This is a genomic window from Staphylococcus sp. NWU MK-U1 (assembly GCF_033283505.1).
GTDB lineage: Bacteria > Bacillota > Bacilli > Staphylococcales > Staphylococcaceae > Staphylococcus > Staphylococcus haemolyticus.
The window spans coordinates 1-22,973 of the sequence record NZ_JAVSMG010000013.1 but is presented as its reverse complement, the minus strand read 5'-3'; the positions used below and the strand labels follow the sequence as shown (position 1 = coordinate 22,973).

The 22,973-nt window shown below is 34.1% G+C and carries 24 protein-coding genes; 22 read left to right on the top strand and 2 right to left on the bottom strand.

Features of this window, described 5'->3' with window-relative positions; all coding sequences use genetic code 11:
• Positions 1 to 467 precede the first annotated feature (467 nt).
• Entirely contained in the window at positions 468 to 824 is a 357-nt protein-coding gene (locus SBL16_RS11935) for a DoxX family protein (RefSeq protein WP_317954235.1), read from the top strand.
• 198 nt (positions 825 to 1,022) lie between these two features.
• Here SBL16_RS11935 and SBL16_RS11930 read toward each other — a convergent pair whose 3' ends face one another.
• Positions 1,023 to 2,384: a PLP-dependent aminotransferase family protein gene (locus SBL16_RS11930; protein ID WP_107612368.1), complete on the bottom strand. Its 1,362-nt coding sequence runs from the start codon at positions 2,382 to 2,384 to the stop codon at positions 1,023 to 1,025.
• A gap of 101 nt (positions 2,385 to 2,485) precedes the next feature.
• Between SBL16_RS11930 and pdxS the strand changes: the two genes are divergently transcribed.
• Positions 2,486 to 3,373 carry a pyridoxal 5'-phosphate synthase lyase subunit PdxS gene (gene pdxS / locus SBL16_RS11925; protein ID WP_011276742.1) on the top strand — a complete coding sequence of 296 codons (888 nt, stop codon included), beginning with the start codon at positions 2,486 to 2,488 and terminating at the stop codon, positions 3,371 to 3,373.
• A 3-nt stretch (positions 3,374 to 3,376) separates the two neighbouring features.
• Positions 3,377 to 3,931 (top strand): pyridoxal 5'-phosphate synthase glutaminase subunit PdxT, encoded by a 555-nt coding sequence (gene pdxT, locus SBL16_RS11920; RefSeq protein WP_037552097.1) that lies wholly within the window; start codon positions 3,377 to 3,379, stop codon positions 3,929 to 3,931.
• Positions 3,932 to 4,036: 105 nt separating this feature from the next.
• Here the strand turns inward: pdxT and SBL16_RS11915 are convergent, their stop codons facing one another.
• Positions 4,037 to 5,251, bottom strand: a complete 1,215-nt coding sequence (locus tag SBL16_RS11915; RefSeq protein WP_053017889.1) for a NupC/NupG family nucleoside CNT transporter — start codon at positions 5,249 to 5,251, stop codon at positions 4,037 to 4,039.
• 154 nt (positions 5,252 to 5,405) lie between these two features.
• Here SBL16_RS11915 and SBL16_RS11910 point away from each other — a divergent pair, with 154 nt between their 5' ends.
• From SBL16_RS11910 to SBL16_RS11820, 19 genes are all read left to right on the top strand, one after another.
• Complete coding sequence (locus SBL16_RS11910) at positions 5,406 to 5,867, top strand: CtsR family transcriptional regulator (RefSeq protein WP_053041225.1); 462 nt, start codon at positions 5,406 to 5,408, stop codon at positions 5,865 to 5,867.
• A gap of 22 nt (positions 5,868 to 5,889) precedes the next feature.
• Complete coding sequence (locus SBL16_RS11905) at positions 5,890 to 6,453, top strand: UvrB/UvrC motif-containing protein (protein ID WP_011276738.1); 564 nt, start codon at positions 5,890 to 5,892, stop codon at positions 6,451 to 6,453.
• Positions 6,446 to 7,453 (top strand): protein arginine kinase, encoded by a 1,008-nt coding sequence (locus tag SBL16_RS11900; RefSeq protein WP_053017888.1) that lies wholly within the window; start codon positions 6,446 to 6,448, stop codon positions 7,451 to 7,453. The genes SBL16_RS11905 and SBL16_RS11900 overlap by 8 nt, the downstream gene beginning before the upstream one ends.
• Positions 7,454 to 7,468: 15 nt before the next feature.
• Positions 7,469 to 9,943, top strand: coding sequence for an ATP-dependent Clp protease ATP-binding subunit (locus SBL16_RS11895; protein ID WP_016931338.1), 2,475 nt, complete (start codon positions 7,469 to 7,471; stop codon positions 9,941 to 9,943).
• Between the two features lie 224 nt (positions 9,944 to 10,167).
• A complete protein-coding gene (radA, locus tag SBL16_RS11890; RefSeq protein ID WP_011276735.1) occupies positions 10,168 to 11,532 on the top strand; it encodes a DNA repair protein RadA in 1,365 nt (454 codons plus the stop codon).
• Between the two features lie 25 nt (positions 11,533 to 11,557).
• Positions 11,558 to 12,625, top strand: a complete 1,068-nt coding sequence (locus SBL16_RS11885; protein WP_107612366.1) for a PIN/TRAM domain-containing protein — start codon at positions 11,558 to 11,560, stop codon at positions 12,623 to 12,625.
• A gap of 444 nt (positions 12,626 to 13,069) precedes the next feature.
• Positions 13,070 to 14,524 carry a glutamate--tRNA ligase gene (gltX, locus tag SBL16_RS11880; protein ID WP_016931336.1) on the top strand — a complete coding sequence of 485 codons (1,455 nt, stop codon included), beginning with the start codon at positions 13,070 to 13,072 and terminating at the stop codon, positions 14,522 to 14,524.
• Between the two features lie 454 nt (positions 14,525 to 14,978).
• Positions 14,979 to 15,608, top strand: coding sequence for a serine O-acetyltransferase (gene cysE / locus SBL16_RS11875; protein ID WP_172458793.1), 630 nt, complete (start codon positions 14,979 to 14,981; stop codon positions 15,606 to 15,608).
• On the top strand, positions 15,592 to 16,992 hold the full coding sequence (gene cysS / locus SBL16_RS11870) for a cysteine--tRNA ligase (protein ID WP_033079759.1): 1,401 nt from the start codon (positions 15,592 to 15,594) through the stop codon (positions 16,990 to 16,992). Before cysE ends, cysS begins: the two co-directional genes overlap by 17 nt.
• A gap of 1 nt (position 16,993) precedes the next feature.
• Positions 16,994 to 17,380 carry a Mini-ribonuclease 3 gene (locus SBL16_RS11865; protein ID WP_033079761.1) on the top strand — a complete coding sequence of 129 codons (387 nt, stop codon included), beginning with the start codon at positions 16,994 to 16,996 and terminating at the stop codon, positions 17,378 to 17,380.
• A gap of 8 nt (positions 17,381 to 17,388) precedes the next feature.
• Positions 17,389 to 18,138 carry a 23S rRNA (guanosine(2251)-2'-O)-methyltransferase RlmB gene (gene rlmB / locus SBL16_RS11860; protein WP_011276729.1) on the top strand — a complete coding sequence of 250 codons (750 nt, stop codon included), beginning with the start codon at positions 17,389 to 17,391 and terminating at the stop codon, positions 18,136 to 18,138.
• A complete protein-coding gene (locus SBL16_RS11855) occupies positions 18,135 to 18,662 on the top strand; it encodes an NYN domain-containing protein (RefSeq protein WP_011276728.1) in 528 nt (175 codons plus the stop codon). The genes rlmB and SBL16_RS11855 overlap by 4 nt, the downstream gene beginning before the upstream one ends.
• A gap of 70 nt (positions 18,663 to 18,732) precedes the next feature.
• Positions 18,733 to 19,323: a sigma-70 family RNA polymerase sigma factor gene (locus tag SBL16_RS11850; protein ID WP_033079760.1), complete on the top strand. Its 591-nt coding sequence runs from the start codon at positions 18,733 to 18,735 to the stop codon at positions 19,321 to 19,323.
• A 95-nt stretch (positions 19,324 to 19,418) separates the two neighbouring features.
• The gene (gene rpmG / locus SBL16_RS11845; protein ID WP_016931334.1) at positions 19,419 to 19,562 is read left to right on the top strand and encodes a 50S ribosomal protein L33; all 144 of its coding nucleotides are present in this window, start codon (positions 19,419 to 19,421) and stop codon (positions 19,560 to 19,562) included.
• 61 nt (positions 19,563 to 19,623) lie between these two features.
• The gene (gene secE, locus SBL16_RS11840) at positions 19,624 to 19,824 is read left to right on the top strand and encodes a preprotein translocase subunit SecE (protein WP_011276726.1); all 201 of its coding nucleotides are present in this window, start codon (positions 19,624 to 19,626) and stop codon (positions 19,822 to 19,824) included.
• 17 nt (positions 19,825 to 19,841) lie between these two features.
• Positions 19,842 to 20,390, top strand: a complete 549-nt coding sequence (gene nusG, locus SBL16_RS11835) for a transcription termination/antitermination protein NusG (RefSeq protein WP_016931333.1) — start codon at positions 19,842 to 19,844, stop codon at positions 20,388 to 20,390.
• Positions 20,391 to 20,577: 187 nt separating this feature from the next.
• Entirely contained in the window at positions 20,578 to 21,000 is a 423-nt protein-coding gene (gene rplK / locus SBL16_RS11830; RefSeq protein ID WP_001832298.1) for a 50S ribosomal protein L11, read from the top strand.
• Between the two features lie 224 nt (positions 21,001 to 21,224).
• The gene (gene rplA, locus SBL16_RS11825) at positions 21,225 to 21,920 is read left to right on the top strand and encodes a 50S ribosomal protein L1 (protein WP_011276724.1); all 696 of its coding nucleotides are present in this window, start codon (positions 21,225 to 21,227) and stop codon (positions 21,918 to 21,920) included.
• A gap of 154 nt (positions 21,921 to 22,074) precedes the next feature.
• On the top strand, positions 22,075 to 22,973 hold an 899-nt coding region (locus tag SBL16_RS11820; RefSeq protein ID WP_317954222.1), incomplete at its 3' end, for an ISL3-like element ISSha1 family transposase.

Below are 22,973 nucleotides of genomic sequence, written 5' to 3'. Positions count from 1 at the left end.
AACAAAACCGAAGGTTTAATAAGATATCAACAAATCAAAGTGTAATAGCTTTACGAAGAGAAAGCGTTTGAAGCCGAGGAATTGAGAAAATTGAGAAGCGAGTTTAGTTGAGCTAAAAGAGCAAGCAATTTTAGAAAATGAAGAAGGATGCGAGCGCTTGACTCGAAGTAAAGTAAGTTTCTTAGCGCCGTTGGTAGCAGATTTACGTTCCGCTAGAGTAGGACGTTGCCAGGCAAATCGTATGGATGCGATGAGCCGATATTGAGACCGAAAGGTCTCTTTTTTTATGCCTAAAATTAAAACCGAAGGTTTAATAAGATATCAACAAATGAAAGTGTAATAGCTTCACGAAGAGAAAACGTTTGAAGCCGATGAATTAAGAATATGGTTGAAATAGCATTTAACATCATGTAGTATATGTACTATACTAAATATAATAAATATATCATAAAGGAGAACGACAGACAATGAGAATTGGTTTATTATTAATAAGACTTATGTTAGGTATTACATTTACAATACATGGTGCTCAAAAAGTATTTGGTGGCTTTAAAGAGCCAATGGCAATGATGTCTGATTTAGGTTTCCCTGCCTTCTTCGGTGTTATTTTAGCATTATTTGAATTCATCGGAGGCATTTTAATGATTATTGGTTTATTTGCTAATTATATAGCTACCGGCTTTATCATAATTATGCTTGGAGCTTTATTTACTGTTCATCTGTCACAAGGTTATATGGCATCTGAACTTGTGATTATACTATTGGTGATGAGTGTAGCTGTATTGATTTCTTATAATTGGAAGAAAGCACTTGAACTTTACTAAGAAACTATTAATGTCTAATTATTACTTAATATAAACGATGGGGAGTGGGACAGAATTCTTTTTAAATTCGTCGTCCCACCCCCGCAAGGATGACTAGAACTGAAAAAAGCTTAATTTAAGCGCATTTTCAGTTCAGTCAGCTACTGCGAATTTGCAAAATAGCATCATCATATTATTTATGTCCCAGGCTCTTTTTCACTATACAGTTAATGATTTTATTAAAACGTCAGTATGCTCTTTAAGTTTATGATTCGGAATACCACCAAATCCAATAATAAATTTTGGAAGTAGTTCGTTTTCTTCCGCATAATTGTAAACGTTTAATTTTAATTTCAATTTCTCAGCATTGTGGAGGCATTGAGACATTGTAAGTCCATTGTCAACAGTTATAGTAAAATGCATTCCTGTTAAAGCACCTTCGATTTTTAATTGATCTTCATGTGGCTTCAAACGTTCTAATATATAATTTAGTTTCTCTCTATAAATCTTTCTCATTTTATTTAAATGACGCTCAAAACTTCCAGATGACATGAAGTTAGCAATAATTTGTTGGATATGAACAGGTACTGTGTTGCTTTCTTTATAAGGCATTGACAGATAAGATTGTAATAATTTTTGAGGTAAAACAATATAAGCAATACGGCAACTCGGGTAAAGTGACTTTGAAAATGTACTAATATAAATCACTTTGTCATTTTTATCTAAACTTTGTAAAGCAGGAATAGGTTTACCGTAATATCTAAATTCTGAATCATAATCGTCCTCAATTATATATCGGCTATTTTGTTGATGTGCCCATTTAATTAACTGTGTTCGTTTCTTTAAATTCATGACATATCCTGTAGGAAACTGATGTGACGGTGTTATATAAACAATATCATTATTAGAATTTATGATGTCAATCATATTAATTCCATCTATTTCAACTGTTGCCTGTATATAATTATGCTTGTTTTTATCTAAAACATGTTTTATGGGCGGATAACTTGGTTTTTCTATTATAAAAGATGATGTTTTAAGTAAATCTGTAATCATGTTTAGCAGCTGCTCTGTAGAAGATCCAATGACGATTTGATTGGGATGACACGAAACCCCTCTACTATTAAATAGATAATGGGCAATTTGTTGTCGTAAATTTAATTCCCCTTGGATATCTCCTTTTTCTAAAAGTGCTAATTCATTATCTTCAAAAGCTTCTTTTGCATACTTTCGGAAAAGGTTGAGGGGGAAGTATTCTGCATCAATTTCAGCTAAATTAAAAGCATACTTGTATTGTTTGCTCTCAGGTGTCTTAGGCTCGGTTTCTATAAATTGATTATTAATATTGATGACAGGTAATGACTGAATATCGGAAACATAATAGCCAGAACGTGGTTTAGAGTATATAAAACCTTCATCAAGTAGGAGTTGATAGGCGTGTTCAATCGTTGTATGACTAAGAGATAAATGTTCACTTAACTGGCGTTTCGATGGAAATTTGTCTTGTGCTTGGTATTGACCTTCTATAATTTGGTTTTTTAATTGTTCATAAAGAGAGATATATAATTTTTGCTTTTTCATTTTAATAACTGACCCCTAATTTTATAAATAAATTGTACCTTTTTAAATATCAGTTTATAACTTAAAATGAATTTAATCAAATTGGAAAAGGGGTTAATTTTATGTCTAAAATCGTAGGATCAGATCGAGTTAAAAGAGGAATGGCTGAGATGCAAAAAGGCGGCGTTATTATGGACGTTGTTAATGCAGAACAAGCTAAAATTGCAGAAGAAGCTGGTGCAGTTGCGGTTATGGCTTTAGAACGTGTACCATCTGACATCAGAGCAGCTGGTGGGGTAGCACGTAGCGCTAATCCTAAAATTGTTGAAGAAGTAATGAATGCTGTATCAATTCCAGTTATGGCGAAAGCACGTATTGGTCATATTACTGAAGCACGTGTGTTAGAAGCTATGGGCGTAGATTATATTGATGAATCAGAAGTATTAACACCTGCTGATGAAGAATATCATTTAAGAAAAGATCAATTCACGGTTCCTTTTGTATGTGGTTGTCGTAACTTAGGTGAAGCTGCGCGTCGTATTGGTGAAGGTGCTGCAATGTTACGTACTAAAGGTGAACCTGGAACTGGTAACATTGTAGAAGCAGTTAGACATATGAGAAAAGTTAATTCGGAAGTTAGTCGCTTAGTTGTGATGAATGACGATGAAATTATGACTTATGCTAAAGAACTTGGTGCGCCTTATGAAGTTTTAAAACAAATCAAAGATCACGGACGTTTACCAGTAGTTAACTTTGCAGCTGGTGGTGTTGCTACACCTCAAGATGCTGCTTTAATGATGGAATTAGGTGCTGATGGTGTATTTGTTGGTTCAGGTATTTTCAAATCTGAAGATCCTGAGAAATTTGCTAAAGCAATTGTTCAAGCTACAACGCATTACCAAGATTATGAGCTTATTGGCAAATTAGCTTCAGAATTAGGCACAGCAATGAAAGGTTTAGATATTAATCAAATCTCATTAGAAGAACGTATGCAAGAGCGTGGTTGGTAATATATGAAGATTGGTGTATTAGCATTGCAAGGTGCCGTACGTGAACACATCCGTCATATTGAACTTAGTGGTCACGAAGGTATTGCAGTTAAAAAGGTTGAACAATTAGATGAGATAGATGGGTTAATTCTTCCAGGTGGCGAATCTACTACATTGCGAAGATTAATGGATTTATATGGATTTAAAGAAAAATTACAACAATCTGATTTACCAATGTTTGGCACATGTGCAGGTCTTATCGTACTAGCGAAAGATGTCGAAGGTGAAACTGGCTATTTGAAGAAATTAGACATAACTGTTGAACGTAATTCATTTGGACGACAAGTAGATAGTTTTGAAGCAGAGTTAGATATTAAAGGTATTGCTGAAGACATTGAAGGTGTATTTATTAGAGCACCTCATATCGCTAGTGTTGAAGAGGGCGTAGAAATATTAAGTACAGTTGGCGATAAGATTGTAGCAGTAAAACAAGGCAAATATTTGGGCGTATCATTCCATCCGGAATTAACAGATGATTACAGAGTAACGCAATACTTTATTGATCATATGGTTAAATAAATGAATAATGGCAAGTTTGGGGACGTTTTAAAAGTCTTCAATTTGCAAAAAAATAACCTAGAACTTCTTTATAAATTGGAAGTTCTAGGTTATTTAATTTCGATATTAGATAAAGAAACCAGCAATTGCAGCTGAAATGAATGATACTAATGTTGCACCAAATAATAACTTAAGTCCAAAGCGCGCTACGACATCACCTTTTTCAGAGTTAAGTGATTTAATGGCACCTGAGATAATACCGATTGAACTGAAGTTTGCGAATGATACTAAGAATACAGACGTTACACCTTTCGCATGTTCAGATATATCTTTTAAGTTACCTAATGATTGCATTGCAACAAATTCATTAGATAATAATTTAGTTGCCATAACGGAACCTGATTTAACAGCGTCTTCCCAAGGTACACCAGCTAAGAATGCTAATGGTGCAAAGACAAATCCGATTAATGTTTGGAAGTCCCATTTAATTGCGCCACCTGATACTAAGCTAAATGCACCACTTACTAAACCGTTTAATAATGCGATGATTGCAATATAACCAATTAACATTGCGCCTACGATTACTGCAACTTTGAAACCATCTAAAATGTATTCTCCTAACATTTCGAAGAATGACTGTTTTTTAGTTTCGCTTTCGTCTACTAATAGTTTATCGTCTTCTTCATTAACTTTATAAGGGTTAATGATTGAAGCAATAATGAAACCACCAAATAAGTTTAATACAACAGCTGTAACAACATATTTAGGTTCAATCAATGTGAAGTATGCACCAATAATTGACGCTGATACTGTAGACATTGCTGAAGCTGTTAATGTGTACAAACGTTGTTTAGGTATGTAAGGTAACTGTTGTTTCAATGAAATGAATACTTCAGATTGACCTAAGATTGCAGCAGCAACTGCATTGTATGATTCTAAACGTCCCATACCATTAATTTTAGAAATTAAGAATCCTAAAACATTAATAATCCATGGTAAGATTCGAGTATATTGTAAGATACCAATTAATGCTGAAATAAATACAATTGGTAGTAACACACTGAAGAAGAATGGTGGGTTTTTAGGATCTACGAACTTAAATCCGCCAAACACGAAGTTGACCCCTTCTGCAGCTTTTTGTAATAAGTAGTTAAATCCTTCCGAAATGCCCCCAATAACTGTAATACCTGCTGTCGTTTTCAATAAAATAAACGCGAACACAAGTTGGATAACTAATAAAATACCAACATATTGCCAGCGGATATTTTTTCTGTCAGAGCTAAACAAAAATGCAAGTGCCAAAAAGAAAATTATCCCTATAATCCCAATAAGAATATGCATAATTCTACTCCTTTAAATTTACTTAACTAATATAATACAATAAATTCTTACATGTAACATCAATAATTTTAGAAAATTAAAAAACAAATTGGTTGAAAAAGGTCAAAGATGCTCATATAATATAGTCAAAGAAGGTCAAAAGAGGTGGTAAAACATGCACAACATGTCTGACATCATAGAACAATACATTAAAAAGTTATTCGAAGAAAGTAATGAAGACGTGGTAGAAATTCAACGAGCAAATATTGCTCAACGGTTCGACTGTGTACCTTCTCAATTAAATTATGTCATTAAAACTAGATTCACAAACGAACATGGTTATGAAATAGAAAGTAAACGAGGTGGTGGAGGTTATATCCGAATCACCAAAATTGAAAATAAAGATGCAACGGGGTATATTAATCATCTGTTGCAAATCATTGGGCCATCCATTTCCCAGCAACAAGCTTACTATATTTTAGATGGTTTGCTAGATAAAGGTCTCATTAATGAAAGAGAAGCAAGAATGATTCAAGTTATAGTTGATCGTGAGACTTTGAAAATGGATGTTGTTGCTCGAGATATTATTAGAGCGAATATTTTAAAACGTTTGTTACCAATCATTAATTTTTATTAATAGAAAAGCGAGGTGTCTATGTGTGCTTTGCGAAAACTGTCATTTAAATGAAGCAGAGGTTAAACTTACAGTAAAAAGTAAAGAAGGCACTTCTGAGAAATGGGTATGTTCTATATGTGCTCAAGGTGAAAACCCTTGGCAACAAAATGAAACGCCATCCCCACATTCTCAGTTTCAAGACGATATTGAAGAAGCATTTGTCGTCAAACAAATATTGCAACATTTGGCAACGAAACATGGTATTAATTTCCATGAAGTAGCTTTTCAAGAAGAGAAGCGATGTCCAACGTGTAAGATGACATTAAAAGATATTGCGCATGTAGGGAAATTCGGGTGTGCAAATTGTTATGCCACTTTCAAAGATGACATCGTAGATATAGTAAGACGCGTTCAAGGTGGACAATTTGAACACGTAGGTAAAACACCTCGTTCTTCTCATAAGAAACTTGCCATCAAGAAACAAATTGAGGAAAAAACAAAGTATCTTAATGTACTAATAGATGAACAAAACTTTGAAGAAGCTGCAATCGTTAGAGACGAAATAAAAGCCTTGAAAGACGAGAGCGGGGTGGAACGCAATGAGTGATATGAATGCACATATCAGTGAATGGATGAAGGAAACTGAAGAATCTCCAATTGTTATGTCATCAAGAATTCGATTGGCTAGAAACTTAGAAAATCACGTTCACCCACTCATGTTTCCATCAGAACAAGATGGCTTCAGAGTTATAAATGAAGTACAAGATGTATTGCCTGATTTAGATCTAATGCGTTTGGATACAATGGATCAACAAAACAAAATGAAACTTGTTGCAAAACATTTAATTAGTCCTGAACTGATTAAACAACCCGCATCAGCAGTGTTATTGAATAAAGATGAATCAATAAGCATTATGATTAATGAAGAAGATCATATACGCATACAAGCAATGGGCACCGATTTATCTTTACAAGACTTATATAACAAAGCTAGTGAGATTGATGATACGTTAGATCAATCACTAGACATTAGTTATGATGAACATTTAGGATATTTAACTACGTGTCCAACAAACATTGGTACAGGTATGCGAGCAAGTGTGATGTTACACTTGCCAGGATTATCCATTATGAAACGTATGAATCGTATTGCACAGACAATTAATCGTTTCGGTTTTACAATTCGAGGTATATATGGAGAAGGCTCGCAAGTGTATGGCCATATTTATCAAATCTCAAATCAATTAACACTTGGTAAGACTGAAGATGAAATCATAGATAATTTAACTGAAGTTGTTCAACAAATCATAAATGAAGAAATGCAAATTCGTGAACGTTTAACTCAATACAATGAATTAGAAACGCTAGACCGTATTTATCGGTCATTGGGTATTTTACAAAATAGTCGAATCATTTCAATGGAAGAAGCTTCTTATCGTTTAAGTGAAGTGAAATTAGGTATCGATTTAGGGTATTTAACATTGAGTGATTTTAAATTTAATGAATTAATGGTAAGTATTCAATCAGCGTTTATCTATAACGATGAAGATGAAACAATCTCTGTAAATGAAAAGAGAGCAAATATATTAAGAGAATATACTCAATAGGAGGTACAAAAATATATGCTATTTGGTAGATTAACTGAACGTGCACAACGTGTCCTAGCACACGCACAAGAAGAAGCAATACGTTTAAATCATTCTAATATAGGTACAGAACATTTGTTATTAGGTTTAATGAAAGAACCAGAAGGTATTGCTGCTAAAGTATTAGAAAGCTTTAATATTACCGAAGATAAAGTGATTGAAGAAGTCGAAAAATTAATCGGTCACGGACAAGATCAAACAGGAACATTGCATTATACACCCAGAGCTAAGAAAGTAATTGAACTTTCAATGGATGAAGCAAGAAAGTTACACCATAACTTTGTAGGTACAGAACACATATTACTAGGTTTAATTCGTGAAAATGAAGGCGTAGCTGCTCGCGTATTTGCTAATCTTGATTTAAATATTACGAAAGCGCGTGCCCAAGTCGTCAAAGCGCTAGGTAGTCCTGAAATGAGCAATAAAAATGCTACAGCAAATAAATCAAATAATACACCTACATTAGATGGATTAGCACGTGATTTAACTGTCATTGCCAAAGATGGAACGTTAGATCCAGTTGTTGGTAGAGATAAAGAAATTACTCGTGTAATTGAAGTGTTAAGTCGTCGTACTAAAAACAATCCTGTACTAATTGGTGAACCAGGTGTAGGTAAAACTGCAATTGCAGAAGGCCTTGCTCAAGCTATTGTTAATAATGAAGTACCTGAGACACTTAAAGGTAAACGCGTGATGTCACTTGATATGGGAACAGTTGTAGCTGGTACTAAATATCGTGGTGAATTTGAAGAACGTTTGAAAAAGGTAATGGAAGAAATTCATCAAGCTGGTAACGTAATCTTATTCATTGATGAATTACACACATTAGTTGGTGCTGGTGGAGCTGAAGGCGCAATCGATGCGTCAAACATATTAAAACCAGCATTAGCACGTGGTGAATTACAATGTATCGGTGCGACAACATTAGATGAATATCGTAAAAACATCGAGAAAGATGCAGCGTTAGAACGTCGTTTTCAACCTATTCAAGTTGATGAACCAACAGTTGAAGACACAATTGCAATTTTAAAAGGATTACGTGATCGTTATGAAGCACATCACCGCATCAATATTTCAGATGAAGCACTTGAAGCGGCTGCTAAATTAAGTGATCGTTATGTATCAGATCGTTTCTTACCCGATAAAGCGATTGATTTAATTGATGAAGCAAGTTCAAAAGTAAGACTGAAAAGTCATACAACACCAAATAACTTGAAAGAAATTGAGCAAGAAATTGAAAAAGTAAAAAATGAAAAAGACGCAGCAGTTCATGCTCAAGAATTTGAAAATGCTGCTAATTTACGTGATAAACAAACTAAACTTGAAAAACAATATGAAGATGCCAAAAATGAGTGGAAAACAACTCAAGGCGATCAATCCACTTCTCTATCTAAAGAAGATATTGGTGAAGTCATTGCAGGTTGGACAGGTATCCCGCTGACAAAAATTAATGAAACTGAATCAGATCGATTATTAAATCTTGAACAAACGTTACATGATAGAGTTATAGGCCAAAATGATGCTGTAACTTCTATTAGTAAAGCGGTACGCCGTGCTCGTGCAGGATTGAAAGATCCTAAACGTCCAATCGGTAGTTTTATCTTCTTAGGTCCAACAGGTGTAGGTAAAACAGAATTAGCTAGAGCATTAGCAGAATCAATGTTTGGTGAAGAAGATGCAATGATTCGTGTTGATATGAGTGAGTTTATGGAAAAACATGCTGTGAGTCGTTTAGTTGGAGCGCCTCCGGGCTATGTAGGTCATGATGAAGGTGGCCAATTAACTGAAAAAGTAAGACGTAAACCATACTCAGTTATCTTATTTGATGAAATCGAAAAGGCGCATCCAGATGTATTTAATATTCTATTGCAAGTTCTAGACGATGGTCATTTAACTGATACAAAAGGACGTCAAGTTGATTTCCGAAATACAGTGATTATCATGACTTCAAATGTCGGTGCACAAGAATTACAAGATCAACGTTTTGCTGGTTTCGGTGGCGGTTCTGAAGGTCATGACTATGAAACAATTCGCAAGACTATGATGAAAGAATTGAAAAATTCATTCCGTCCAGAGTTCTTAAACCGTGTTGACGACATCATCGTATTCCATAAACTTTCTAAAGATGAATTGAAAGAAATCGTTACAATGATGGTTAATAAACTAACACAACGACTATCTGAGCAAGATATTAATATTGTTGTAACTGATAAAGCAAAAGAAAAAATTGCTGAAGAAGGCTATGATCCAGAATATGGTGCCCGTCCATTAATCAGAGCTATTCAAAAAACAGTTGAAGATAACTTGAGTGAATTAATTTTAGACGGTAACCAAATTGAAGGTAAAGAAGTTGTCATCGATCATGATGGTGATGAATTTAAATATAATATCAATGAAAAAAATAATGGTATTTCAGATGAAGGCAACGAAGTAACTGAAACTGAAGCATAATACAATAAAATTAATGTTAAATATATAAGCTGAGACATTCGAATAAGATATGTCTCAGCTTTAATTTTTTTGATTTCAATGAATCAATTTTAATCATTATAAGTATTAATCATCACTAAAATAAATAGAATCAAATTTATACTAATTTGCTTTAGTTTACATTTGTCATTGTGCAACGTTACATATAAAATAGATTTGTTCAAAGAAAAATCGGGGGTGCAATTTTGGCCAAAAAGAAAGTAATTTTTGAGTGTATGGCTTGCGGCTATCAATCTCCAAAATGGATGGGAAAGTGTCCTAATTGTGGGTCATGGAATCAAATGGAGGAAATTGTTGAAAAAGCTTCAAATCCTAAACACGGCGTAAAGACATCAACGTCTAGCGCAAAAGTCCAGAAATTAAATGATATCAAGAATGAAGTGACACCGAGAGTTCAGACAGAATCAAAAGAGTTCAACCGCGTTTTAGGCGGTGGCATTGTAAGTGGTTCTTTAGTGTTAATAGGTGGAGATCCTGGTATTGGTAAATCAACGTTATTACTGCAAATTTGTGCATCATTGTCACAAAAATTAAATGTACTGTATATTACAGGTGAAGAATCACTAAATCAAACTAAATTACGTGCCGATCGACTAGATGAAGATTCGAGTAATTTAAATGTGTTAGCAGAAACAGATTTAGAGGTAATACATCAAACAGTTCAGCAAGCACAACCTGATATTTTAGTTGTGGATTCTATTCAAACAATATATCATCCTGAAATTAGTTCGGCACCTGGTTCTGTGTCTCAAGTTAGAGAGAGTACACAGAGTTTAATGAATATTGCTAAACAAATGAATATTGCAACATTTATCGTCGGACATGTTACAAAAGAAGGTCAAATTGCAGGACCGCGTCTATTAGAACATATGGTTGATACTGTACTGTACTTTGAGGGAGATGAGCATCATGCTTATCGTATCTTGAGAGCGGTTAAGAACCGTTTTGGTTCTACTAATGAAATGGGCATTTTTGAAATGAAACAAAGCGGATTAAAAGGCGTTCATAATCCTTCTGAAATGTTCTTAGAGGAACGTTCTACCAATGTACCGGGATCAACGATTGTAGCAACTATGGAAGGCACACGACCTCTATTAATAGAAGTTCAGGCCTTAGTGACTCCTACAACATTTAATAACCCTAGACGTATGGCAACAGGTATAGATCATAATCGTTTGAGTTTATTAATGGCTGTATTAGAGAAAAAAGAAAACTATTTATTACAACAACAAGATGCATATATTAAAGTAGCTGGTGGCGTTCGATTGACAGAGCCGGCAGTTGATTTAAGTGTTATAGTAGCAACAGCTTCAAGTTTTAAAGATAAAGCAGTAGATGGGCTTGATTGTTATATTGGAGAAGTAGGTTTGACCGGTGAAGTGAGACGTGTTTCTCGAATTGAACAACGTGTTCAAGAAGCAGCTAAATTAGGCTTTGAACGTGTTATTATTCCACAGACAAATATCGGTGGGTGGCAATTTCCTGAAGGCATTAAAGTAGTAGGAGTGTCTACAGTACATGATGCACTAAAATATGCATTCAAATCGTAAATAAAGTGAAAAAGAGGTGAGACTTATGAAAGTACTAAAAGGAATTGTAATCATCATATATATTATTCTAGGTGCTGCACTTGGTATTTTGCTGATACCTGAAATACTCAAGGATTTTAATATTGATGGTTACCCATTTTTACATAACTATTATATTGATGGCTTAATTGGAATAGTAGTATTTTTCTTGATTTTTGGCTTCTTTATTAATAAAGTTACGAAAACTTTTAAAGCCATTGAACATTGGATTATGCAACGTAGTGCTGTTGAAATTTTATTTGCAACACTTGGACTTATCATTGGATTATTTATATCAGTTATGGCTTCGTTTATTCTAGAAATGATTGGAAACACGATATTAAATCATCTAGTACCACTTATTATTACATTATTGCTATGTTATTTAGGTTTCCAATTTGGTTTAAAAAAGCGTGACGAAATGTTAATGTTCTTGCCGGAAAATATGGCACGCTCTATGTCTAAAAGTAATATTAGTGCTGTACCTAAACTTTTAGATACAAGTGCAATTATCGATGGACGTATTTTAGATGTCATTCGTTGTGGTTTTATAGATGGTGAAATCCTTATCCCGCAAGGTGTTATTAATGAACTTCAAGTTGTAGCTGATGCGAATGATAGTGTGAAACGTGAGAAAGGACAACGCGGTTTAGATATATTAAATGAATTGTATGACTTAGAGTATCCTACACGCGTGATACATCCACAAAAGTCTCACAGTGATATTGATGAACTATTGGTAAAGTTAGCACAGACTTATCATGCGCATGTGATTACTACCGATTTTAATTTAAATAAAGTATGTCACGTTCAAGGAATTAAAGCTTTAAATGTAAACGACTTATCTGAAGCAATTAAACCGAATGTTCATCAAGGTGACCGTATTAATATTCTATTGACTAAAATGGGTAAAGAGCCAGGTCAAGGTGTAGGCTATTTAGATGACGGCACAATGGTAGTCGTTGACAATGCGAAATCACTTGTAGGTAAACATGTAGATTTAGAAGTCATCAGTTTATTACAAACATCATCAGGACGTATTATTTTCGCTAAAAAAATAGACTATTCAGAGTAATGATAAATATGTTCTTTAAACTTAGAGATTAAGAAGATACGTTCAATTATAAAAAAATTAAATTATTGTAAGTGATTAGGTTTCATGTGAAACGCTAAATGTGGAGGGCACTCTTTTCAAGAAGCGAAGCATGGAACCTATTTACATAAAGTAGATGTATGAATTAATGATAATCTATAGCGTAAACAAGTGACTTATCAAAGTATTGATTTAGTGCTACAATAATGAAGAAATGCGAACTTTTATCTAAGGGTAATGTAAAGTGGAAAGTTATTCGGGAACATGTCTAAAATGATAGTTTAGAATAGCTTTTTTCTAATGGTTTGAAGATGTTTCTTACTGGCGTAGAACGACTCGGTTAGAGTGTAAAGTTTGTAGCCTGTATTAGATAAAGCGTATAAATTCGAAGTTAAAACATAACTAATATTTATAGGAGTGAATACGATGAGTGAACGCATTAGAGTGAGATATGCGCCAAGTCCAACTGGATATTTACACATTGGTAATGCAAGAACTGCATTATTTAATTATTTATTTGCTAAGCATTATGATGGTGATTTCGTAGTGCGTATTGAAGATACGGATAGTAAACGTAACCTTGAAGATGGTGAGTCATCTCAATTTGATAACTTAAAATGGTTAGGATTAGATTGGGACGAATCAATCGATAAAGACAAAGGTTATGGACCTTATCGTCAATCAGAACGTGGTGATATCTATAATCCACTTATTCAACAATTATTGGACGAAGATAAAGCGTACAAATGTTACATGACTGAAGAAGAGCTTGAAAAAGAACGTGAAGATCAAATCGCACGTGGTGAAATGCCTCGTTATGGTGGTCAACATGCACATTTAACTGAAGAAGAACGTCAACAATTTGAAGCTGAAGGTCGTCGCCCATCAATTAGATTCCGTGTGCCTCAAGATCAAACGTATACGTTCAATGATATGGTTAAAGGTGAAATTTCATTCGATTCAAACAATATAGGTGATTGGGTTATCGTTAAAAAAGATGGCATCCCTACCTATAACTTTGCTGTAGCTATCGATGATCATTATATGGAAATTTCCGATGTTATTCGTGGTGACGATCACGTTTCTAACACACCAAAACAACTTATGATTTATGAAGCATTTGGTTGGGAAGCGCCACGCTTTGGTCATATGTCGCTAATTGTTAATGAAGAACGTAAAAAATTAAGTAAACGTGATGGCCAAATTTTACAATTTATTGAGCAATATCGTGATTTAGGTTACTTGCCAGAAGCGTTATTTAACTTTATTACATTATTAGGTTGGTCTCCAGAAGGAGAGGAAGAAATCTTTTCTAAAGAAGAATTTATTAAGATCTTTGATGAAAAACGTCTTTCTAAATCACCAGCGATGTTCGATAGACAAAAATTAGCATGGGTTAATAACCAATATATGAAAACAAAAGATACTGACACAGTATTTGAACTTGCATTGCCTCATCTTATTAAAGCTAATTTAATCCCAGAATCTCCAAGTGAAGATGATAAAGAATGGGGTCGCAAATTAGTGGCACTATATCAAAAAGAAATGAGCTATGCAGGCGAAATTGTACCTTTATCTGAAATGTTCTTCCATGAGATGCCTGAATTAGGAGAAGAAGAGCAAGAAGTCCTTAATGGTGAACAAGTTCCTGAATTGATGACACATTTATATGGTAAATTAGAAGCTTTAGAACCATTTGAAGCGGCTGACATTAAGAAAACAATTAAAGAAGTACAAAAAGAAACAGGTATTAAAGGTAAACAATTATTCATGCCTATTCGTGTTGCCGTAACTGGTCAAATGCATGGTCCTGAATTACCTAATACAATTGAAGTATTAGGTAAAGATAAAGTGCTTTCACGATTGAAAAAATTCGTGTAAAGGACATCAGGCAAGTTGCGCGAATGAGATGCTAATTTAACTTATCTAACACTTGAAATTTTACATTAAAGCAAATATGATAAAGTTAAAGATGGCGAAGCCATTTTGGTATGAGTATTTAAAGGCGAAGGATTAGTAAATATTGGACTATGATATCAGAGAGTGTACGGTTGCTGTGAGTACGCCATAGACGATGTTGAATGCACCTTTGTATAATCAACTAAATATAGTAAATGAGTATGATAAACTGAATCTAGTAACCTATAGTTATATAGATATACTAGCTTGCATTTATCTAGAATACAGAGTGGAACCGTGCAGTAGCGCCTCTAGCATCTTATGTGTTAGGGGCGCTAATTATTTTATTTAGAGTGTATTTAAGTATTTTGCTATTAAATTTGGAAATTTTTAAACTTTTTAAAAAACTGAGGGGGCGACAGTCTTGATAAAAAGAATGAGAGACGATGTGAAAATGGTATTCGAACAAGACCCAGCAGCTCGTACAACATTTGAGGTTATTACAACATATGCTGGATTACATGCAGTTTGGAGTCACCTTATTGCACATAAACTATATAATAAGAAACGCTATGTATTGGCGAGAATTATATCTCAAGTATCACGTTTCTTTACAGGTATTGAAATACATCCAGGCGCGAAAATTGGCAAACGCTTATTTATAGACCATGGTATGGGTGTAGTAATTGGTGAGACTTGTACAATTGGTGATAATGTGACTATTTATCAAGGTGTAACACTGGGTGGTACGGGCAAAGAAAAAGGAAAACGTCACCCTGATATTGGTGATAATGTATTAATCGCAGCTGGGTCAAAAGTGTTAGGTAATATTCAAATTGATTCGAATGTGAATATTGGTGCGAATTCAGTGGTATTACAATCAGTTCCAAGTTACACGACTGTAGTCGGTATTCCGGGACATATTGTTAAACAAGAGGGTAAACGTATCGGTAAAACATTTGATCACCGTAATTTACCTGACCCTTTATATGAACAAATTAAGCAGCTAGAAAAACAACTTGAAAAAGCGAAGAACGGAGAGATTAAAGATGATTACATTATATAATACATTAACGCGTCAAAAAGAGACATTTGAACCTATCGAACCAGGTAAGGTGAAAATGTATGTCTGTGGTCCGACAGTATACAATTATATTCACATTGGTAATGCACGTCCTGCCATAAATTATGATGTTGTACGTAGATATTTTGAATATAAAGGATACGAAGTGATTTATGTTTCAAACTTCACAGATGTAGACGATAAATTAATAAACCGTTCTAAGGAATTGAATGAGAGTGTACCGGATATTGCAGATAGATACATTAAAGCGTTTTATGAAGATGTTGGTGCATTAAACGTTAAGAAAGCGACTTCGAATCCACGTGTAATGAATCATATGGATGAGATTATTGATTTTATTAAAGAGCTAGTTGATGAAGGTTACGCCTATGAGAGTGACGGCGATGTCTACTTTAGAACACGCAAATTTGAAGGTTACGGTAAATTAAGCCATCAGTCATTAGATGATTTAAAGGTAGGAGCAAGAATAGAAGCTGGGGAACAAAAAGAAGATGCGTTAGACTTTACTTTATGGAAAAAAGCAAAACCAGGTGAAATTAGTTGGGAAAGTCCTTTTGGTGAAGGGCGTCCAGGTTGGCATATTGAATGTTCAGTAATGGCGTTTCATGAACTAGGCAAAACAATTGATATTCATGCTGGTGGTTCTGACTTACAATTCCCTCATCACGAAAACGAAATTGCGCAATCAGAAGCGCATAATCATGCCCCATTTGCTAATTACTGGATGCATAATGGTTTTATAAATATAGATAACGAGAAAATGAGTAAATCGTTAGGTAACTTTATACTAGTTCATGACATCATAAAAGAAGTAGATCCTGACGTACTGCGATTCTTCATGATTAGCGTACATTATAGAAGTCCTATTAACTATAATCTAGAACTTGTTAATGCAGCTAAGAGTGGTTTAGAACGCATTCGTAATAGCTATCAATTAATAGAAGAACGTGAAACAATCGCGACAGACATCGTTGACCAATCTAAATATATCGAACAAATTGATGCTATTTTAGAGCAATTTGAGACAGTAATGGATGATGATTTCAATACCGCTAATGCTGTTACGGCTTGGTACGATTTATCTAAACTTGCGAATAAATATGTTTTAGAGAACAATACATCTACTCAAGTCATTTCTCGATTCAAAGAAGTTTATCAGATATTTAGTGATGTACTTGGAGTTCCACTAAAAGGTAATAAATCAGATATGTTACTTGATGAAGATATTGAAAAGCTCATCGAAGAACGTAATGAAGCGCGTAAAAATAAAGACTTTGCACGTGCAGATGAAATAAGAGACATGCTTAAAGAACAAAACATTATATTAGAGGATACGCCACAAGGTGTACGCTTTAAACGTGGATAATATGGATATTAAATTGTTAAACCCGTTAACACTAGCCTACATGGGTGACGCAGTGTTGGACCAGCACGTGCGAGAATATATCGTTCTTAAATTACAAAGTAAGCCTAATCGATTGCATCAAGTTTCGAAAAGTTATGTGTCTGCGAAAAGTCAGGCGCAAACTTTAGAAACATTATTTGAAATGGGTTGGTTCACGGATGAAGAATTAGATATTGTTAAAAGAGGTCGTAATGCTAAAAGTCACACTAAGGCTAAAAATACGGATATTCAAACTTATCGTAAAAGTTCTGGTTTAGAAGCAGTCATTGGATATTTATATTTAGATCATCAAGAAGAAAGATTGAAAAATTTACTTGATATGATTGTTCAAACAGTCAATGAAAGGTAGTGAAAACAGTGGAAGATATCGTTATTGTCGGTAGGCATGCTGTTAAAGAAGCGATTGTTTCTGGCCATACTATTAATAAAATTTGGATACAAGAGGGAATCAGAAAGCAACAAATCAATGATATTTTACAAAATGCTAAAGAGCAAAAATTGATTGTGCAAACAGTTCCAAAATCCAAATTAGATAATTTAGCAAATGCACCTCATCAAGGTGTTGCTGCACTTATTGCACCATATGAATATGCTGATTTCGATCAATTTATTCAATCTCAAAAGGATAAAGAAGGTTTATCAACTGTAGTGATTTTAGATGGCCTTGAAGATCCTCATAACTTAGGCTCTATATTGAGAACGGCAGATGCTAGCGGTGTTGATGGTGTTATTATTCCTAAAAGACGTTCAGTAGCGTTAACGCAAACAGTTGCTAAAGCATCAACAGGTGCGATACAACATGTTCCAGTTATGCGTGTTACGAATTTAGCAAAAACAATTGACGAATTAAAAGAACATGGCTACTGGGTAGCAGGTGCTGAAGCGGATAATGCAACAGACTATAGAGATATGGCGGCGGATATGCCATTAGCTATCGTTATCGGTAGTGAAGGACAAGGCATGAGTAGATTAGTGAAAGATAAATGTGATTTTTACATTAAAATACCTATGGTTGGACATGTTAATAGCCTCAATGCATCGGTAGCTGCTAGTTTAATGATGTATGAAGTATATCGTAAACGTCATCAAGTCGGAGATAACGCATGAAAGATAAATATTTGATAATTGATGGCTACAATATGATTGGACAGTCACCTGAACTCGGTAAAATTGCAAAAGATAATTTGCAAGAAGCACGAGAGCAATTATTAGATGCTATAGCAAACTATAATGCTGTTGTAGCTGATGAAATTGTATGTGTGTTTGATGCATATGAACAATCAGGTATAGAAAGAGAATACATTTATCATGGTGTGAAAACAGTATTTACAAAAGAAAAAGAGACTGCGGATAGCTATATAGAACGTTATGTTTATAATTTATATAACAAGCACACGACACATATTACCGTTGTAACCAGTGATATGAGCGAGCAACATGCAATATTTGGTGCTGGCGCATATCGTGTATCTTCGAGAGAGATGTGGCGTGATTTAAGAGAAAATGAAATCACAGTGAGTAAGTCATTAGATGATTTCACAGAAAGTAAACCGAGAACACGCATTTCGTTATCAAATGATGTATTAGCAGAATTTGAAAAGATTAGACGTGGAAATCATAACAAAGATTAAAATCGTCCACTTGTCTTTTGAAAATGACTTCATATAAACTTTGCCTAACTTAATTTGAAAGGTAAGGTTTATGGCACATCAATTTATACAACTAGAGAAGACCTTTAAAGCATTCCAAAATAGTCGTAGTAGTCACGAACAAGAGAGATTATTTATAGATATAGTAAACCACATACAACCTAAACTTTTTATAAAATTTAAAAGTTATGGAATGAAAAATGAAGATATTGAAGATTTAGTACAAGAAACTTTAATCAGGATTTATTTAGCGCTTCATACATTTGATTTTAGTACAGACGTTCCCTTCGAACACTATTTGAATTGTATCGTACGATCGATGAGAAATGATTTTTGGAGAAGGAAGTATATTGAGACTGATAAGCACGATAGCATCATTAATGACTATGTTATTGACTACAAATTGAATCAATCAAGTAAACATATTGAAGATATTTGCATGATAAAAGAGAAGCGAGAATTGCTAGTGAGTAGTTTAACAGTATTAAGTCGATTCGAGCGAAGCGTAGCTGAATTACTAATGTCTGATTATTCACCTAGTGAAATTGCAAAACAACTAGGTATTAAAGATAAAGTGGTTTACAATAGTATTCAACGTTGTAAAATGAAAATGAAGTACTATTTATTGAAGCGTCTTTATTAAGTTGTATCAACTCATACATAACGGCGCTTGTTTGACATTTAATGTTAGGTTTATGTATAGTATACTGGTATTAAAATGAGCAAAGGTGAACTGATTTGAAAAAAGTACCTTTAATTTGTGAAGTTTGTGGTACTAGAAATTATAACGTACCGAAAAAAGAAACTTCTGCAACGAGACTAGAAATAAAAAAATATTGTTCGAGATGTAATGCACATACGATTCATAAAGAGTCTAAATAATAGTGAAAGTATTGCTATTAAAGTCAACGGTTAACTAACTGTGAGTATGGAGGTAATTTTGATGGCTAAAGATAAAGGCACAAACAAAGAAAAAGATAGTTTCTTCCAAGGCGTTAAAAGTGAAATGGAAAAAACGAGTTGGCCAACAAAAGAAGAACTTTTTAAATATACTGTAATTGTAGTTTCTACAGTAATCTTCTTTATGGTCTTTTTCTGGGTATTAGATATAGGTATTGGGAATTTAATTGAACTATTTAGATAAGAATAAGGAGTGACAACATGTCTGAAGAGGTTGGCGCAAAGCGTTGGTATGCTGTGCATACGTATTCTGGATATGAGAATAAAGTTAAGAAGAATTTAGAAAAAAGAGTAGAATCAATGAATATGACAGAACAGATTTTTAGAGTTGTCATACCTGAAGAGGAAGAAACACAAGTTAAAGATGGTAAAGCTAAAAAGCAACTTAAAAAAACGTTCCCTGGTTATGTACTTGTAGAACTAGTGATGACTGATGAATCTTGGTATGTAGTACGTAACACACCTGGTGTTACAGGATTCGTTGGTTCAGCTGGAGCAGGTTCTAAGCCAAACCCATTATTACCTGAAGAAATGAGATTCATTTTAAAACAAATGGGACTTAAAGAAAAAACAATCGATGTAGAATTAGATGTCGGAGAACAAGTTCGTATTAAATCTGGACCGTTCGCTAATCAAGTTGGAGAAGTTCAAGAAATCGAACCTGATAAATTTAAATTAACAGTATTAGTTGATATGTTCGGAAGAGAAACACCAGTTGAAGTTGAATTTGATCAAATAGAAAAACTATAATCAATTAAATTTGGAAAAATATTGAACAACAAAAAAGATGAAATTTTACTATTGCTTTTTAAGTTGGTTCAGTGTTAAAATAATGTGGTCGCGTTTTTATAGCGCTCATTTCGTCACGAAATGTTTATGAGTGGGAGGGCAAAACTGAGCCCTGTGACCACATCACGATATCAAGGAGGTGCACATCGTGGCTAAAAAAGTAGAAAAAGTAGTTAAATTACAAATTCCTGCAGGTAAAGCGAACCCAGCACCACCAGTTGGTCCAGCATTAGGTCAAGCAGGTGTGAACATCATGGGATTCTGTAAAGAATTCAACGCACGTACACAAGAACAAGCAGGTTTAATCATTCCGGTAGAAATCAGTGTTTATGAAGATCGTTCATTTACATTCATTACTAAAACTCCACCGGCTCCAGTACTACTTAAAAAAGCAGCTGGCGTAGAAAAAGGTTCTGGTGAACCTAACAAAACTAAAGTTGCTACAGTAACTAAAGATCAAGTACGTGAAATTGCTCAAACTAAAATGCAAGACTTAAACGCTGCAGACGAAGAAGCAGCTATGCGTATTATCGAAGGTACTGCTCGTAGTATGGGTATCACTGTACAATAATTAATGAATACAAAGTTAGTTTAATTTTGAAATAAACTGATAGACGATAGCAGGTAACAGAAATGACAACGACAATATTGTCTATGATTAGTCTGGATGACTAGTAATCTTTCTTAAGATTACTCAAACATTAGACATTCATCTGTTATCTGCTCTTAACTTGTGTTAGGCACAAGTAAGCGTGGGAGGAAATTCCGCTAAAACCACTAAAGGAGGAACAATAAATGGCTAAAAAAGGTAAAAAGTATCAAGAAGCAGCTAATAAAGTTGATCGTACTAAACATTATAGTGTTGAAGAAGCAATCAGCTTAGCTAAAGAAACAAGCATTGCTAACTTCGACGCATCAGTTGAAGTTGCTTTCCGTTTAGGAATTGATACACGTAAAAATGACCAACAAATCCGTGGTGCAGTAGTATTACCAAACGGAACTGGTAAATCACAACGTGTATTAGTATTTGCTAAAGGTGACAAAATCACTGAAGCAGAAGAAGCAGGCGCAGATTACGTAGGTGAATCTGAATACGTACAAAAAATCCAACAAGGTTGGTTCGACTTTGACGTAGTAGTAGCTACACCAGACATGATGGGCGAAGTTGGTAAATTAGGTCGTGTATTAGGACCTAAAGGTTTAATGCCAAACCCTAAAACTGGTACAGTAACTATGGATGTTAAAAAAGCTGTTGAAGAAATCAAAGCTGGTAAAGTTGAATACCGTGCTGAAAAAGCAGGTATCGTACATGCTTCAATCGGTAAAGTTTCATTCAGCGATGAAAAATTAGTTGAAAACTTCAAAACTTTACAAGATGTATTAGCTAAAGCTAAACCATCATCTGCTAAAGGTACTTACTTCAAATCTGTTGCTGTAACTACAACAATGGGTCCTGGAGTTAAAATTGATACTTCATCATTTAAATTATAATTAAGTGCAAACTTATTTAATTATGGCTCTATAATAAATTGGACTGATGACTAAAAATCATCAGTCCAATTTTTATGTTTGAATACAAAAATGGCGCAATTACCTCTATAATTATTAGTTACCACACAAAATAAAAAAGAAAGGTAATGCGCCTATGTGTAAGTCTATATTAAATACTTTAAGAATTAAAGATAAAAATCTAAATTTTTCAGATGAAGTGATTGAGAAAAAACATAAAGGACGAATGAGCTTGTTTTACTATGCCGAGCTTACTTATCAACCTACACATTGTGAAAATTGTTCAACTAAAAATGAAAATTTCTCTATAGTAAAAAATAGTAAGAAAACCTCAACGATTACTTTACTTAAAATTATGGAAATGCCCGCTTATTTAGAACTTCAAAAACAAAGATTTTATTGTAAATCATGTGACAGTCATTTTACTGCTAAATCTAATATTGTCGATGCTCATTGTTTTATTTCTAATAAAACAAAACTTGCAGTTTTAGATAAAGCACAAGAATACCGCTCTCAAAAATCTATCGCTAAGTCATGCTTAGTATCATCAATGACTGTGTCTAGAGTGATTAATCAAGCGGCAAGCGACGTAGGTCAGTCTTCTTTTGATGCTCTACCTGAACACTTAATGATGGACGAATTTAAAAGTGTTAAAAACGTAATCGGAAAAATGAGTTTTATTTATGCAGATGCTGTATCGCACCGCATCGTAGATGTGGTAGCGGATCGTAAGTTAAAATCGCTAAAAGATCATTTTTATCGCTATTCTTTAAAACTCAGACAAAAAGTTAAAACAGTAACGATTGATATGTATGAACCATATATGTCACTAATCAAACAATTATTTCCTAACGCGAAGATTATTATTGATCGTTTTCATATTGTTCAATCTTTGAATCGAGCGTTAAATATGTCTAGAGTTCATGTAATGAATTGTTATAGAACCTCTAATAGACCCCTTTATAATAAATATAAAAGTTATTGGAAACTATTTCTTAAACCTTTTGAAACGCTAGAAGCATTTAATTATCATAA